This is a genomic window from Stutzerimonas stutzeri (assembly GCF_038561965.1).
Taxonomy (GTDB): domain Bacteria; phylum Pseudomonadota; class Gammaproteobacteria; order Pseudomonadales; family Pseudomonadaceae; genus Stutzerimonas; species Stutzerimonas stutzeri_AA.
Genome location: NZ_CP139348.1, coordinates 1,272,010 through 1,286,767, shown reverse-complemented (window position 1 = coordinate 1,286,767; position 14,758 = coordinate 1,272,010). Strand labels below are relative to the sequence as shown.

Sequence of the window (14,758 nt, the reverse complement as noted above, 5' to 3'; positions counted from 1 at the left end):
AGGTAGTTGATATGAGCGCAAGGCATTTTCTCTCACTGATGGACTGCACGCCCCAGGAGCTGAATAGCCTGGTCCGCCGAGGCATCGAGCTGAAGGATCTGCGCGAGCGCGGCGTCCTGTTCGAGCCATTGAAAAATCGCGTGCTGGGGATGATCTTCGAGAAGGCTTCAACCCGCACACGACTGTCATTCGAAGCCGGCATGATCCAGCTCGGCGGTCAGGCGATCTTCCTCTCGCCACGCGACACCCAGCTGGGCCGTGGCGAGCCGATCAGTGATTCGGCCATCGTCATGTCGCGCATGCTCGATGCGGTGATGATCCGCACCTTCGCCCATTCGACCCTTACCGATTTCGCCGCCAATTCGAGCGTGCCGGTCATCAACGGCCTATCCGACGACCTGCACCCCTGCCAATTGATGGCCGACATGCAGACGTTCCATGAACACCGCGGCAGCATCGCCGGCAAAACGGTGGCGTGGATCGGCGATGGCAACAACATGTGCAATACCTATATAGAAGCGGCCATCCAGTTCCAATTCCAGCTCAAGGTTGCCTGCCCCGAGGGCTACGAGCCCGACGCCGAACTGATGGCGCGCGCGGGTGATCGCGTGCAGGTGCTGCGTGATCCCCGCGAAGCTGCAGCAGGCGCTCATCTGATCAGCACCGATGTCTGGGCTTCCATGGGCCAGGAAGACGAAGCGGCTGCGCGCCTTGCCACCTTCCGCCCCTACCAGGTCGATCGCGCCTTGCTCGATTGCGCCGCCGAAGACGTGCTGTTCATGCACTGCCTGCCCGCCCACCGTGGCGAAGAGATCAGCCACGACCTGCTCGACGACCCGCGCTCCGTTGCCTGGGATCAGGCCGAGAATCGCCTGCATGTGCAAAAGGCGCTGCTGGAGTTTCTCGTCGAGCCGGCCTACCACCACGCATGAAGCACGAGCCGCCACTGCTGCAACTGCGTAACCTGGCCTGCGGCTATGGCGAGCAGAGCATCGTCCAGCACCTCAATCTGCATTTGAACCGCGGCGATATCGGCTGCCTGCTGGGCCCCTCCGGCTGTGGCAAGACCACCACCTTACGTGCCATCGCCGGCTTCGAGCCGGTGCACCAGGGCGAGATCCACCTGGCGGACTCGGTCATCTCCCGCTCAGGCTTCACCCTGGCGCCGGAGAAGCGCCGTATCGGCATGGTCTTTCAGGACTACGCGCTGTTCCCTCACCTAACGGTGGCGGAGAACATCGCGTTCGGGATCCGCAAGCAGCCTGACTGCTCGCGCATCGTCTCGGAAATGCTCGAACTGGTGCACCTATCCGCCCTTGGCAAACGCTACCCGCACGAACTCTCAGGCGGTCAGCAACAGCGTGTCGCGCTGGCGCGGGCCTTGGCACCTGAACCCGCGCTTTTGCTGCTCGACGAGCCCTTTTCCAACCTCGACGTCGAGCTGCGTCGGCGCCTCAGCCATGAGGTGCGCGAGATTCTCAAGGCACGCAACACCAGCGCCATTCTGGTTACCCACGATCAGGAAGAGGCCTTCGCCGTCAGCGACCAGGTCGGCGTGTTCAAGGATGGTCGTCTTGAGCAATGGGACACTCCGTTCAACCTCTACCACGAGCCCCTGACGCCCTTCGTCGCGAGCTTCATCGGCCAAGGCTACTTCATTCGCGGGCAGTTGCTCGACCCGGAAACCGTGCAGACCGAACTCGGTGTGATTCGCGGTAACCGGGCCTACACCTGGCCTGCGGGGAGTTCGGTGGACGTGCTGCTGCGCCCGGATGACATCGTCTACAAGCCGGATAGCCCGCTGCGTGCGCTGATCGTCGGCAAGACTTTTCTCGGCGCGTCGACGCTGTACCGGCTGCAGCTGCCCACCGGCAATCAACTGGTAGCGATATTTACCAGCCACGCCGATTACCCGACCGGGCAAGAAGTGGGCATCGCCATTGCCGCCGATCATCTGGTGGTGTTTCCGGCTCAGGGCAGCGTCGCCGCCCACGAAACGCTTCAGCCAGCGATAGCAGCGCGCTAGCCCTTCTGCCGGCGCAGGCGAAAGAACTCGCTGAGCACCGTTCCGCATTCCTCTGCCAGCACGCCACCCTCAACCAGTACATGGTGATTGAGAAAGCCCTGCTCGAAGAACTGGCCACGGCTGACGACCACGCCAGCCTTGGGCTCGGTGGTGCCGTAAACGACTCGCTGGATGCGCGAATGCACGATCAGACCGGCGCACATACTGCAGGGCTCCAGCGTCACGTAGAGCGTGCTACCAGGCAGCCGATAATTTTGCACAGCCAGCGCCGCATCGCGCACCGCGACCATCTCTGCATGGGCGCTAGGATCGCGCTGCGAGATCGGGCAGTTGTAGCCGCGCCCGATAATCAGGCCGTCCTGCACCAGCACGGCGCCCACCGGCACCTCGCTCAACGCCGCGCCCTGCGCCGCCAGCACCAAGGCTTCGCGCATGAAGTGCTGGTCCTGGCTGCGGTCGATGATCAGTGGCTTTCTCACTGCTGCACCCTGCCCTGTCTCATACCACCTCTATCGCGGCCATCAGACCGGTTTCCATATGGTCGATGACATGACAGTGGAACATCCAGACACCCGGGTTATCGGCGACCAGCGCGATGCGGGCGGTTTCGTTCTTGCCCAGCAGATAGGTGTCGGTGAACCAGGGATCGATCTTGCGGCGATTGGACGAGATCACCTTGAAAGCCATGCCGTGCAGGTGAATCGGATGTTGGTACTGGCTGAGGTTGCGCAGTTCGAAGATGTAGTGCCCATCCTTCTTCAACGTGGCAATCGGGCGATCGGCGCAGGTCTTGTCGTTGATGTCCCAGGCCTGGCCGTTGATCTGCCAGAACGTGAAGGCACCGCCCTGCTCGACATCTGTCGACAGGTTGCCGGCCCACTCGAAGTTGAAACGCAGGGTTTCGGCGCGCTGCAGGTCCGGCTCGGCCACGGGGTTGGCCGGCAGCGCCGGCGGCCAGACACCCGCAGCGTCGTCATGCGCCACCGAACGCAGTGTCGCCAGCCGCAGAGGACCATTGCGCAGGGACAGTTCAGTGCCAACCTTCGGCACCTTCAGCGCCAGCTCGATGCGCATACCAGGACCAAGCCAATACTCCTTGCCGAGCGGCACGGGTGCGACCGGATGCCCGTCGAGCGCGTAGATGCGCGCCTCGCCGTCCGGCAGGTTAAGCCGGTAGGTCAGGGTGTTATCGAGGTTCAGCAGCCGCAGTCGCACGACCTGCCCAGCCGGAAGATCAAGCGTGGGAGCATGCTTGCCATTCACCGTCGAAAGCACACCAGGCGTGCCCCCACGGGCCGCCTCGCGGGGCACGCTGAATTCGGTGAAAGCGCCCTGCTTATCGACATGCCAGCTTTTCAGATTGAGCGTGCGCTCGTGCCTGAAGCCACTCGGCTCACGTTCCTCGACGATCAGCGGGCCGACCAAACCACGCCCAAGCTGGGCAGCACTGGTGGTGTGCGGGTGATACCAGAAGCTGCCGGCATCGTGCAGCTGGAAGCGATAGTCGAAGAACTCACCGGGCAGCACTGGCAGCTGCGATACATAAGGCACACCGTCCATTTCCAGAGGCAGACGAATGCCATGCCAATGAATGGTGGTGGGCTCCGGCAGGTTGTTGATGAAGCGCACGCGCAGCCAGTCGCCCTGACGGCCACGCAGCTCCAGACCTGGCGCCTGTCCACCATAGGCCCAGGCTGGCGTCATATGACCCGGCACCAGCTCGACGTCCAGCGGTGCGGCGATCAGCTCATAGTCATGGGTAGTGATGTCAGCCGGACGGCCGAGCCAGTAGCGTGCGCCACTGCCGGCAAGGCCGACCACGCCAAGACCGGCCAGGCCGGTGAGAATCTGTCTACGGGTGAAGGACATGCGTGGGCTCCAGCCAGTCCGAATTAATGGGCCCATCAGGCTCGACGCGCCTCTCTGCGGAAGCTGCGCATAGCATGAGGGCAGCCTGGGCTGCCCTCATTGCTTCAGATCACTCCCACTCGATCGTGGCAGGCGGCTTGCTCGACACGTCGTAGGTGACGCGGGAAATGCCTTCGATTTCGTTGATGATGCGGTTGGAAACCTTCTCCAGCAGCTCGTAGGGCAGATGTGCCCAGCGTGCGGTCATGAAGTCGACGGTTTCCACCGCACGCAATGCGACGACCCACGCATAACGACGGCCATCGCCAACAACACCCACCGATTTGACCGGCTGGAACACCACGAAGGCCTGGCTGGTCTTATGGTACCAATCGAAGTTGCGCAGTTCCTGAATGAAGATGTGGTCGGCACGACGCAGCAGGTCGGCATATTCCTTCTTCACTTCGCCAAGGATACGCACGCCCAGCCCCGGACCCGGGAAGGGATGACGGTAGACCATGTCGTAGGGCAGGCCGAGTTCCAGGCCGATCTTGCGCACCTCGTCCTTGAACAGCTCGCGCAGCGGCTCGACGAGCTTGAGGTTCATCTCCTCCGGCAGGCCACCGACGTTATGGTGTGACTTGATCACATGCGCCTTGCCGCTCTTGGCGCCAGCCGACTCGATCACGTCCGGGTAGATGGTGCCCTGAGCGAGGAACTGGATGTTGTCCAGTTTGCTGGCTTCGGCATCGAACACGTCGATAAAGGTGCGACCGATGATCTTGCGCTTCTTCTCCGGGTCCGCCTCGCCTTCGAGATTGCCGAGGAACTGCGCTTCGGCGTCGGCGCGGATTACCTTGACGCCCATGTTCTCAGCAAACATGGCCATCACCTGATCGCCCTCATGCAGGCGCAGCAGGCCGTTATCGACAAATACGCAGGTCAGTTGCTCGCCGATGGCTTTGTGCAGCAGCGCCGCGACGACCGAGGAATCAACGCCCCCGGACAGGCCCAGCAGGACGTTGGCCGAACCCACCTGATTGCGCACCTGCTCGACCAGATCCTCGACGATGTTGGATGGCGTCCACAACGCTTCACAGCCGCAGATTTCCAGCAGGAAGCGCGAAAGAATGCGACCGCCCTGACGGGTGTGGGTCACTTCAGGATGGAACTGAACGCCGTAGTAACGACGGTCATCGTCGCCCATGGCTGCAATCGGGCAACTCGGCGTGCTGGCGAGGATATGGAAACCTTCCGGCAGCGTGGTCACCTTGTCACCGTGGCTCATCCAGACGTCCAGGCCGAACACCCCGTCGTCATCCATATGGTCTTCGATGCCGTCGAACAGCTTCGACTTGCCAACCAGATCGACGCGGGCATAACCGAATTCGCGAACGTCGGAGCCTTGCACCTTGCCACCGAGCTGCTCGGACATGGTCTGCATGCCATAGCAGATGCCGAACAGCGGCACACCGAGATCGAACACAGCCTGCGGCGCGCGCGGGCTTCCTACCTCGTGAACCGATTCCGGACCGCCGGCGAGAATGATGCCGCGCGGTGCGAAGGCACGGATGTCGTCCTCGCTCATATCCCACGGATGCAGTTCGCAGTAGACGCCGATCTCACGTACGCGGCGGGCGATCAGTTGGGTGTACTGGGAACCGAAATCCAGAATCAGGATTCGGTGAGCGTGAATGTCAGGATGAGCCATATGGGCATCTCTCGTGGTAGTCACAAATGACACGGGGCTGATCGAACAGCCCCGTTCTCATACTTTTAAAATCGATTTGCCGCGTCGCGAGCGATGGGCAGGCAACGCAGCATGCCCTAGCACAGCAGTGTCAGATCGATTCTTCAGCCGACCCGGTAGTTCGGCGCTTCCTTGGTGATCTGCACGTCATGTACGTGCGACTCGGCCATGCCGGCGCCAGTGATGCGCACGAACTGCGGCTTGCTGCGCATCTCGTCAACGGTGGCGCTGCCGGTGTAACCCATCGAAGCACGCAGGCCGCCCATCAGCTGATGGATGATCGCTGCCAGCGAGCCCTTGTACGGCACACGGCCTTCGATACCTTCGGGCACCAGCTTCTCGGCGCCAGCGGCGGAATCCTGGAAGTAACGATCCGAGGAGCCTTGAGCCTGGGACATGGCACCCAGCGAGCCCATGCCACGGTAGGCCTTGTAAGAGCGGCCCTGGAACAGCTCGATCTCACCCGGCGCTTCTTCGGTACCGGCGAACATCGAACCCATCATCACCGCGTTGGCGCCAGCGACGATGGCCTTGGACAGGTCACCGGAGAAGCGGATGCCACCATCGGCAATCATCGGCACACCGGTGCCTTCGAGCGCGGCGGAGACGTTGGCGATGGCAGAGATCTGCGGCACGCCGACACCCGCGACGATGCGCGTGGTGCAGATCGAGCCCGGGCCGATACCGACCTTGACCGCGTCTGCGCCGGCCTTGACCAGATCCAGCGCCGCTTCGGCGGTGGCAATGTTGCCGCCGATCACCTGCACCTGCGGGAAGTTCTCCTTCACCCAGCGCACGCGGTCGATCACGCCGCGGGAATGACCATGGGCGGTATCCACCACCACCACGTCGACACCGGCAGCGGCCAGTGCTTCGACGCGATCACCGGTATCGGCGCCGGTACCGACTGCGGCACCGACGCGCAGACGACCCTGGCTGTCCTTGGAGGCCAGCGGGTAGGTCTTGGCTTTCTCGATGTCGCGGAAGGTGACCAGACCGCGCAAGTGGAAATTGCCGTCTACCACCAGCATCTTCTCGATGCGGTGCTTGTAGAGTTCGGTCTTGATTTCTTCCAGGGCGGTGCCTTCAAGCACGGTGACCAGCTTGTCCTTGGGCGTCATGATCGCTGCGACGGAATCGCCGGCGTTGGGAGTGAAGCGCAGGTCACGGCCGGTAACGATGCCGACCAGCTCCTTGCCGGAAACCACCGGGAAGCCGGAGAAGCCGAGCTCGTGCGCCTTGCGCAGCAGTTCGCTGATCTTTGTTTCCGGCGTGACGGTGACCGGATCGTGAACGATGGCGGTCTCGTGACGCTTGACCTTGCGCACCTCGGCAGCCTGCTGCTCGATGCTCATGTTCTTGTGGATGATGCCGATGCCGCCTTCCTGCGCCATGGCGATGGCCAGGCGAGCTTCGGTGACGGTGTCCATGGCCGCAGAAACCAGCGGAATGTTCAGCTCGATTTCGCGGGTCAGACGGGTCTTCAGGCTGACATCCTTCGGCAAAACCTCGGAATAACCCGGGATCAGGAGAACATCATCGAAAGTCAGGGCTTCTTGGCTGATACGCAGCATGGCGGGGGCTCCCAGGCGGGAAAAAGGAAGCGCGGCATTATACCCACGCACCCCTTCTCGCTCAATGCGGATCTGCGCTGCTTCGCGCTCGTCTAAAAGCGCAGACCTCATAAAATGACCATTCGGTCACGAGCGATCGATCACCAGCGCCACCTTGAAACCCAGGCGTTCGGCAAACTCATCCAGGAACGCTTGACGGAATTCTGCCTCGCCCCAGCCGTTGAAGATGAATCCCAGATTGGAAAAGCCGCAGGCCGGGATGAATAGAAAACCGTTGATGTCATCTTCGAAGCCGCAATCCGGACAGGTGAAATTGTCGGTTTGCCTGGGCATCCATTCGTCGAGGCTCTCGAACAATGCCTCGCCGATCTCGCGGCGGCACTCGGGACAGCCTGCCTCCTCGGCAAAATCCCGTGTCGGCGTGTAGATGCAGCGCTTGGTCATTACCTCCAGGCCGTTGATGGGCTCGCCAAAGGGCAAGCGTTCAGGGTGCAGCACGACACTGCGCGCGCCGGAGGCAATCGCGTAACCCATACCGCCGACGCCACGGCCACAGGTGGTAGGCAACGCCTCGACGATGCGCCGCTCGGCCAGCCAGCGCAGGATCATCCGCGCCTTGGCTTCATGGCCGGGGAACGTGGAAATGCGCGGCACGATAATGGCTTGGCTCTGGCTCATGGGGGCTCGAAACGGAACACGAAGGGAAAGCCGCGCAGCTTAGCGCCACGCCCGTGCCGGTCAAGACCAGGCAGACCGCCACCGTGCGCTTTTCGGTTTGCGCACGAGCGCGCCCGGCTTATCATCGCCGCCATGCTCAAAGATCCCTTCCAGCGTCTCAATCTCGATCGCGAAGTGCTGACCGTCAGTCAGCTCAACGGCCGCGCCCGCCTGCTGCTCGAAGATGTGTTCGCCCAGATCTGGGTCGAAGGGGAGATTTCCAATCTTGCCCGCCCGGCGTCCGGCCACATCTATTTCACCCTCAAGGACAAGAACGCCCAGGTGCGCTGTGCGCTGTTCCGTCAGAACGCAGCGCGGGTCCGCCAGGCCCTGCGCGACGGGCTGGCGGTGCGGGTGCGCGGCAAGGTGTCGTTGTTCGAGGGGCGCGGCGACTACCAGCTGATTCTCGACACACTGGAGCCAGCCGGCGACGGCGCGCTGCGCCTGGCTTTCGAGGCGCTGAAGGAAAAGCTCGCCGCCGAGGGCCTGTTCGCCGCCGAGCGCAAGGCGGCCCTGCCCGCCCACCCTCGGCGCATCGGCATCGTCAGCTCACCGACCGGCGCGGTGATCCGCGACATCATTTCGGTGTTCAAGCGCCGCGCGCCGCAGGTCGAGCTGACGCTGATCCCGACGGCCGTGCAGGGCCGCGAAGCCACCGGACAGATCGTCCGCGCGCTGCAGCTGGCCGATGCCCAGGGCTTCGACGCGCTGATCCTGGCCCGCGGCGGCGGCTCGCTCGAAGACCTCTGGTGTTTCAACGAAGAAGCCGTGGCGCGCGCCGTAGACGCCTGCATTACGCCGATCGTCAGCGCCGTGGGTCACGAGACTGACGTATCGATCGCCGATTTCGTCGCTGACGTTCGCGCACCGACTCCGTCCGCGGCTGCCGAGCTGCTCGCGCCGAGCAGTTCGGACCTGCAAAACCGGCTCAGCGGGCTGCAGCAGCGCCTGGTGTTGCGCATGCGCGATCGCCTGCACCGAGACGCCATGCGTCTGGAAGGCCTGACCCGCCGCCTGCGCCATCCCGGCGAACGTCTGCAGCAGCAAGCTCAGCGAATCGATGATCTCGAACAGCGCCTGCTGCGCGCCGTCGACCGCCGTCTGTGCAGTGGCCAGGAGCGCCTGGCCCGCCTGGAAACGCGACTGGCTGCGCAACATCCGGGACGCACGCTAACTCTTCTGCGTCAGCGCCTCGAGCACCTGTCCTCGCGCCTGCCACGGGCGATGCAGGCAACCGTTAAGGGGCGACGCCAGCAGCTACAAGGCCTCGTCCAGACGTTGCACGTGGTCAGCCCACTGGCCACCCTCAGTCGTGGTTACAGCATCTTGCTCGACGAGCGCGGCCAGGCGATCCGCAGCGCCAGCCAGACAGCACCTGGGCAGCGCCTGAAGGCCAGGCTCGGCGAAGGCGAACTGGAGGTGCGGGTGGAAGACAATCATCTGGCGCCGATTACGCTGCCATTGCTGTAAGCCCGGCAGCGGTAGCCTGGCCGGAAATGCCCTGACATCCCTGGCTCTTTCTCTATTCCTGCGTTTACGCGAGGATGGGCCGTTTCTCTCAGCGGACCCATCCATGCCACGCCTGCTCACACTGCTGCTCTGCCTTGCGCTTGCCCTTCCCGCCCATGCCGAAGGCTTCATCACGCGCCTGCTCAACAAACCCGCGCCCGGTGGCGTCGCCGTTATCGAAGTAGGCGATGGCCCGGCCGCGCCACAGGCGCGCTACCAGGGCAAGCCGACGCTGGTAGTGCGCGAGGATGGCAAACGCTGGATCGCCATCGTCGGTATTCCGCTTTCGGTGAAGCCCGGCGCGCAGCAGCTGGAGATTGATGGCCGCGGGCAGACCTTCCAGGTCGAAAGCCGTGAGTACCGAGCGCAGCACATCACGCTGAAGAACCAGCGCCAGGTCAATCCGAATCCGGCAGACCTCAAGCGCATCGAGCGCGAACTGGATGAGCAGAACCGCGCCTATCGCCAGTTCAGCGCCAATCAGCCGAGCAACCTGCTGTTTGATCGCCCGGTCAACGGCCCGTTGTCATCGCCATTCGGGCTGCGCCGCTTCTTCAACGGCGAGGAACGCAACCCGCATTCAGGCCTGGACTTCGCCGCCAAGACCGGTACGCCGATCAAGGCGCCGGCAGCAGGCAAGGTGATACTGACGGGCGATTACTTCTTCAACGGCAAGACGGTTTTCGTCGACCACGGCCAAGGCCTGATCAGCATGTTCTGCCATCTTTCCGAGATTGGCGTGAAAGTCGGCGATCAACTGGCGCGCGGTCAGGTGCTCGGCAAGGTCGGCGCTACCGGCCGTGCCACCGGCCCGCATCTGCATTGGAACGTGAGCCTGAACGACGCGCGAGTCGACCCGGCCATCTTCATCGGCGCGTACAAGCCTTGAACACATCACGAGGAACGACAGCGATGCGCATCAAAGCGACTGATTCCACCCTGCTGATCATCGACATTCAGGAACGCCTGTTCCCGGTAATTCTCGAAAGTGAAGCCATGGCCGAGCACACCGCCTGGCTGCAGCAAGTGGCTCAGCGAGTCGGCGTGCCGGTACTGCTGACAGAGCAGTACAGCAAAGGGCTCGGCCATACGATTGCTGCCCTGCGCGAGGGCGTGGAAGAGGCAGCCATTGTCGAGAAACTGCATTTCTCCGCAGCGGGCGACGGCGAGTTGTTCCAGCGCCCCGGCGGCGAGCGCCGGCAGTTCGTCATCTGCGGCTGCGAGACTCATGTCTGCGTGCTGCAGACGGTGCTGGACCTGTTGGCCCGCGGTAATGAGGTGTTCGTCGTGGAAGAAGGCGTCAGCTCGCGCAGGGCCAGCGACAAGGCGCTGGCCCTGAAACGCATGCGCCAGGCCGGCGCGGTCATCGTCTCGCGGGAGATGGTCGCCTTCGAATGGATGGAGCGCGCCGGCACCGAGCTGTTCAAGAGCATCAGCCGCGAATTTATCCGCTAGCCAAAACACACCGATACACCGGGCTGCGGCCGAGGCGGTTTGCCAAGGCCGCGCCCTCACCTTTCAATGGAGATGCACATGTCTGACGATCTGGCCGGCTGGCTGGACTGGCTCAGAGCCCACCCTGAACTGCAAACGCTGCTCGCCAGCGCCACGCTGATTTTTGCCGCCTGGCTGTCCAACTGGATCGTCAAGCGCATCCTGGTGCGCGGCCTTTACCGCCTGCTGCAACACACCCGCGAGAACAAACTGCAGGACTTCGGCATCATCAAGCGGTTGTCGAACATCGTGCCCGCGCTGGTGCTGTCGCTTGGCGTGACAACGGTGCCTGGCCTGCCGGAGGCCGCGGTGACCGTGGTGCGCAATGTCTGCGGCGGCTTCATCGTGCTGACCATCGCGCTGGCGCTCGGCGCGCTGCTGGACATCATCAACGTGGTCTACCAGCGCCGGCCGGACGCACGCCTGCACCCGATCAAAGGGTATCTGCAGGTGGTGAAGATCGTCGTCTACGCCATCGCCACCATCCTCATCATCGCCACCCTGATCGACCGCTCGCCACTGATCCTGCTTTCCGGCCTGGGCGCCATGGCGGCGGTGCTGATGCTGATCTTTCAGGACACCCTGCTCTCGCTGGTGGCCAGCGTGCAGATCACTTCCAACGACCTGATCCGCGTCGGCGACTGGGTAGAGATGCCGCAGCTCAATGCCGACGGCGACGTGATCGACATCGCCCTGCACACCGTCAAGATCCAGAACTGGGACAAGACGATTACCAGCATCCCGACCAAGCGCTTCATTTCCGATTCGTTCAAGAACTGGCGCGGCATGCAGGAATCTGGCGGGCGTCGCATCAAGCGCAGCCTGTATCTGGATCAGCAGAGCGTGCATTTTCTAAGCGAGGATGAGTGCAAGCATCTGCACCGTTTCAACCTGCTGGATGAATACCTCACCAACAAGCGCCACGAAATCGACGAGTGGAACGCCAAACTCGAAGAACGTGGCAAGGAGCCGGTCAACACGCGGCGCATTACCAACATCGGCAGTTTTCGGGCATATGTTGAACGCTACCTGCGCGCGCACCCCGGCGTGCACCAGCACATGACGTTGATCGTAAGGCAGATGAGCCCGACTGCCGATGGCTTACCGCTGGAGATCTACTGCTTCACCAACACCGTGGCCTGGACGCAGTACGAGTCGATTCAGTCGGACATTTTCGATCATCTGCTGGCAATCCTGCCGGAGTTCGGTCTGCGCGTGTTCCAACACCCAAGCGGCGCCGACATGCGCAACTGGGGTGAAGCGCTGGGGCAGCGCGGCGCACCGGCGCTCCCATCCCTGGAAAAGCATCCAGCGGAAGGCGACAAGGAAAGCTTGTCGAGCGCGGTCGGGCGGGGATAGAGAAAGATCGGCGGGGAAGAGAAGTTGCGCGAACCAACGTCTCAAACCGCCCCATCACGAACGCGTCGTCACTAGCGGCTATCGCAGAGGCCTAATCGTAGGTTGGCGCTGAGGCACGAAGCAGCTGGCGCAGCCTTGAGCACTGCCCATGCGTCGTCCCTGACGCCAGCACCGCGAGCCACACCACCGCGCCCCGCGCCTCAGCGCCAACCTACGTCCGGAGCGAGGGAATCCTCGCTCCTATACCGCCATTGTTTCGTTTAGAAGCTCATGTCGACCCGCGCCCAGTAGGTGCGACCCGGTTCGTTTACGCGACTAGTGGGCTCGAGGCCGTAATCGGCGAAGCCCGCGCTGCCGGCAAGATTGAGGTGCTCGCTGTAGGCCTTGTCCAGCAGGTTGTCGACGCCCGTGCTGAGCTTGAAGTTCTTGTTCAGCCGGTAGGCACCGTTGACCGCCAGCACGCCGAAGCCCGCACTCTCGTCGAAGTCCTTGCCCACCACGGTGCCCTGATTCTCGGCAACCCGCCCCTGCGAGGCGACCACGCGCCAGAGGCCACTGGTGCTCCAGTTTTCACGCTCGTAGGTCAGACCCAGGCGCCCTTCCAGCGGTGGGATCTGCGGCATGGCCCGATCATCGCTGCGGTTCTTGCCCCAGGCATAGGCCAGGCTCGCATCACCCTTCCAGTTGCTGGTGAACCGATAACTCGCACCCATTTCGGCACCGGCAATGGTGGCGTCGATGTTGCTGACATCAGCACGGAGCATGCCGGGCATCACGCCGGGCACATAGCTGAACAGGATGTAGTCTTCGACCAGCCCGGCATAGGCCGAAACCCAGGCCTCCAGTGGTCCCTTGGCGTATTGCAGGCCGACGTCGAGCTGCGTGGTCTTCTCTGGCCGCACCGAGTCGAATGGCTGCACGGTGCCGACCGGGCCGGGGTTGGAGACGAACAGCTCCCAGTAGTCGGGGAAGCGTTCGGCATGACCGACGCCTGCGTACCAGGTCGCGGGCATTGCCGCGAGCTCTTCCTCGTAGCGCAGGAAGCCGCTGTAGAGCGTGTCGCGACGGGCTTCGCCCTGAGTCGGGTTGTCCCAATCCTGACTGATCGGCATGCCCATCATGTTTTTCAGAGTCGGGTGATGGCTGCGGAAGAAATCGCGCTCGTCGGTGGCTTCGTGCAGATCCAGGCGCAAGCCGCCGATGAGTTTCTCGCGCTCGCTGAGCTGCCACGTCACTTCGCCGAAGATGCCATAGCTATGCAGCATGGCGTCCGGCACCCAGGGCAGTGCGTCGCTTCCTGCCGCAGCGACCATCTGGTTGACGTGCAGGTTCGGGTCCATGACCTTGCGGTGCTCGCTGCGCTGCGCATCGACGCCAGCCTTGAGTTCGACATCGGTCCACTGCCAGGTGCCAACCACCCGGCCGCCGAGGGTGCGGCGATCGACCCGCGACAGCGTGGGGTTCGGCATCATCCCACCTGGGCTGCGCAGGCTGTAGTTATCCATGATGTGGTCGGCGTAGTTGTAGTAGACCTGCGCTTCCAGCCCATAGAACGTTTCACCGATATTGGTCTTCTCGAAGCGCAGCCCCAGGCTTTCGCGCTGGAACTGGCTGCCGTCCATGCCGCGCCCGGCATAGCGTGCGAAGCCGTCACCACGGCCGGCGGTGAGTTCGATCAGCGTATCTTCGTCTGGCGTCCAGCCCAGCGCCACATCGGTGTTCCACTTGTCGTAGCGCGACGGCACGGTGTTGCCATTGCCGTCGGCGTAATCATCGGCCTGTGAGCTGTTGGCCATCAGCCGTGCGTAGCCTTGGCTGTTGCCAGCGGCAGCATCCAGGTTGCGGTCGAAGCGACCATTTGAAGCGGTCAGCAGACTGCCGTTGATGCGGTAATCCGGCTCGCTGAATTGCTCCGGTTCGCGCTCGAAAAGCACAGTGGCGGCCGAAGCGCCTGGTCCCCAGAGCACGCTCTGCGGTCCTTTGATGACGGTCAGCTTGTCGAACGTGTCCGGGCTGATATACGAGCTGGGCGAATCCATGCGGTTGGGGCAGGCGCCGAGCATTTCGCCGCCGTTGGAGAGCAACTTCAGCCGCGAGCCGAACATGCCACGGAACACTGGATCGCCGTTGACGCCGCCGTTACGCACCGCGGAAAAACCGGGAATGGTTTTCAGATAATCGGCGCCATCGCTTGCCGGCATAGGCTGTCGCGGGATCTTCGGGTCGGTCACGACCGTCAAGGGTGATTGCTGGCCGACGCCGGTGATGACCATCGGCGCCAGTTCGACGGTGTCGGCGTGCCCCGCGTGGGCGGAGTGATCGGCTTCGGCCGCCAGCGCGCTGCCGGCGAGCATCCCCAGCAGAGCGGCATGGGCGAACTGCCAACGCAGACGAGACGGTTGAATTGAAAAACGCTCAGACAAGCGCGCACGCGCCGTACAGCCATGAGTAATGCTGGACATAGGAACTTCCACTTCTGCA

The 14,758-nt window shown here is 63.0% G+C and carries 12 protein-coding genes; 6 read left to right on the top strand and 6 right to left on the bottom strand.

The window, feature by feature from the left end; translation table 11 throughout:
* The first annotated feature begins 11 nt into the window (after positions 1-11).
* Both argF and SM130_RS05755 read left to right on the top strand, forming a co-directional pair.
* Entirely contained in the window at positions 12-932 is a 921-nt protein-coding gene (gene argF, locus SM130_RS05760) for an ornithine carbamoyltransferase (RefSeq protein ID WP_102823186.1), read from the top strand.
* Positions 929-2,026 (top strand): ABC transporter ATP-binding protein, encoded by a 1,098-nt coding sequence (locus tag SM130_RS05755; protein WP_102823185.1) that lies wholly within the window; start codon positions 929-931, stop codon positions 2,024-2,026. The genes argF and SM130_RS05755 overlap by 4 nt, the downstream gene beginning before the upstream one ends.
* Here the strand turns inward: SM130_RS05755 and tadA are convergent.
* The 5 genes from tadA to SM130_RS05730 form a co-directional block, all read right to left on the bottom strand.
* On the bottom strand, positions 2,023-2,505 hold the full coding sequence (gene tadA, locus SM130_RS05750) for a tRNA adenosine(34) deaminase TadA (RefSeq protein WP_102823184.1): 483 nt from the start codon (positions 2,503-2,505) through the stop codon (positions 2,023-2,025). The genes SM130_RS05755 and tadA overlap by 4 nt on opposite strands.
* A 19-nt stretch (positions 2,506-2,524) precedes the next feature.
* Positions 2,525-3,895, bottom strand: coding sequence for a multicopper oxidase family protein (locus SM130_RS05745; protein WP_102823183.1), 1,371 nt, complete (start codon positions 3,893-3,895; stop codon positions 2,525-2,527).
* Positions 3,896-4,004: 109 nt separating this feature from the next.
* Positions 4,005-5,585, bottom strand: coding sequence for a glutamine-hydrolyzing GMP synthase (guaA, locus tag SM130_RS05740; RefSeq protein WP_102823182.1), 1,581 nt, complete (start codon positions 5,583-5,585; stop codon positions 4,005-4,007).
* 143 nt (positions 5,586-5,728) lie between these two features.
* Positions 5,729-7,198: an IMP dehydrogenase gene (gene guaB / locus SM130_RS05735; RefSeq protein WP_102823181.1), complete on the bottom strand. Its 1,470-nt coding sequence runs from the start codon at positions 7,196-7,198 to the stop codon at positions 5,729-5,731.
* A gap of 126 nt (positions 7,199-7,324) precedes the next feature.
* Positions 7,325-7,876, bottom strand: coding sequence for a sugar ABC transporter ATPase (locus tag SM130_RS05730; RefSeq protein WP_102823180.1), 552 nt, complete (start codon positions 7,874-7,876; stop codon positions 7,325-7,327).
* Positions 7,877-8,008: 132 nt separating this feature from the next.
* Between SM130_RS05730 and xseA the strand changes: the two genes are divergently transcribed.
* The 4 genes from xseA (at position 8,009) to SM130_RS05710 (ending at position 12,277) form a co-directional block, all read left to right on the top strand.
* Positions 8,009-9,385, top strand: coding sequence for an exodeoxyribonuclease VII large subunit (gene xseA, locus SM130_RS05725; RefSeq protein WP_102823179.1), 1,377 nt, complete (start codon positions 8,009-8,011; stop codon positions 9,383-9,385).
* A 103-nt stretch (positions 9,386-9,488) separates the two neighbouring features.
* Positions 9,489-10,313 (top strand): M23 family metallopeptidase, encoded by an 825-nt coding sequence (locus SM130_RS05720; protein WP_102823178.1) that lies wholly within the window; start codon positions 9,489-9,491, stop codon positions 10,311-10,313.
* Between the two features lie 23 nt (positions 10,314-10,336).
* Positions 10,337-10,879 carry a hydrolase gene (locus tag SM130_RS05715; protein ID WP_102823177.1) on the top strand — a complete coding sequence of 181 codons (543 nt, stop codon included), beginning with the start codon at positions 10,337-10,339 and terminating at the stop codon, positions 10,877-10,879.
* 78 nt (positions 10,880-10,957) lie between these two features.
* The gene (locus tag SM130_RS05710; RefSeq protein WP_102823176.1) at positions 10,958-12,277 is read left to right on the top strand and encodes a mechanosensitive ion channel family protein; all 1,320 of its coding nucleotides are present in this window, start codon (positions 10,958-10,960) and stop codon (positions 12,275-12,277) included.
* A gap of 260 nt (positions 12,278-12,537) precedes the next feature.
* Here SM130_RS05710 and SM130_RS05705 read toward each other — a convergent pair whose 3' ends face one another.
* Positions 12,538-14,739: a TonB-dependent copper receptor gene (locus SM130_RS05705; protein WP_102823175.1), complete on the bottom strand. Its 2,202-nt coding sequence runs from the start codon at positions 14,737-14,739 to the stop codon at positions 12,538-12,540.
* Between the last annotated feature and the right edge of the window lie 19 nt (positions 14,740-14,758).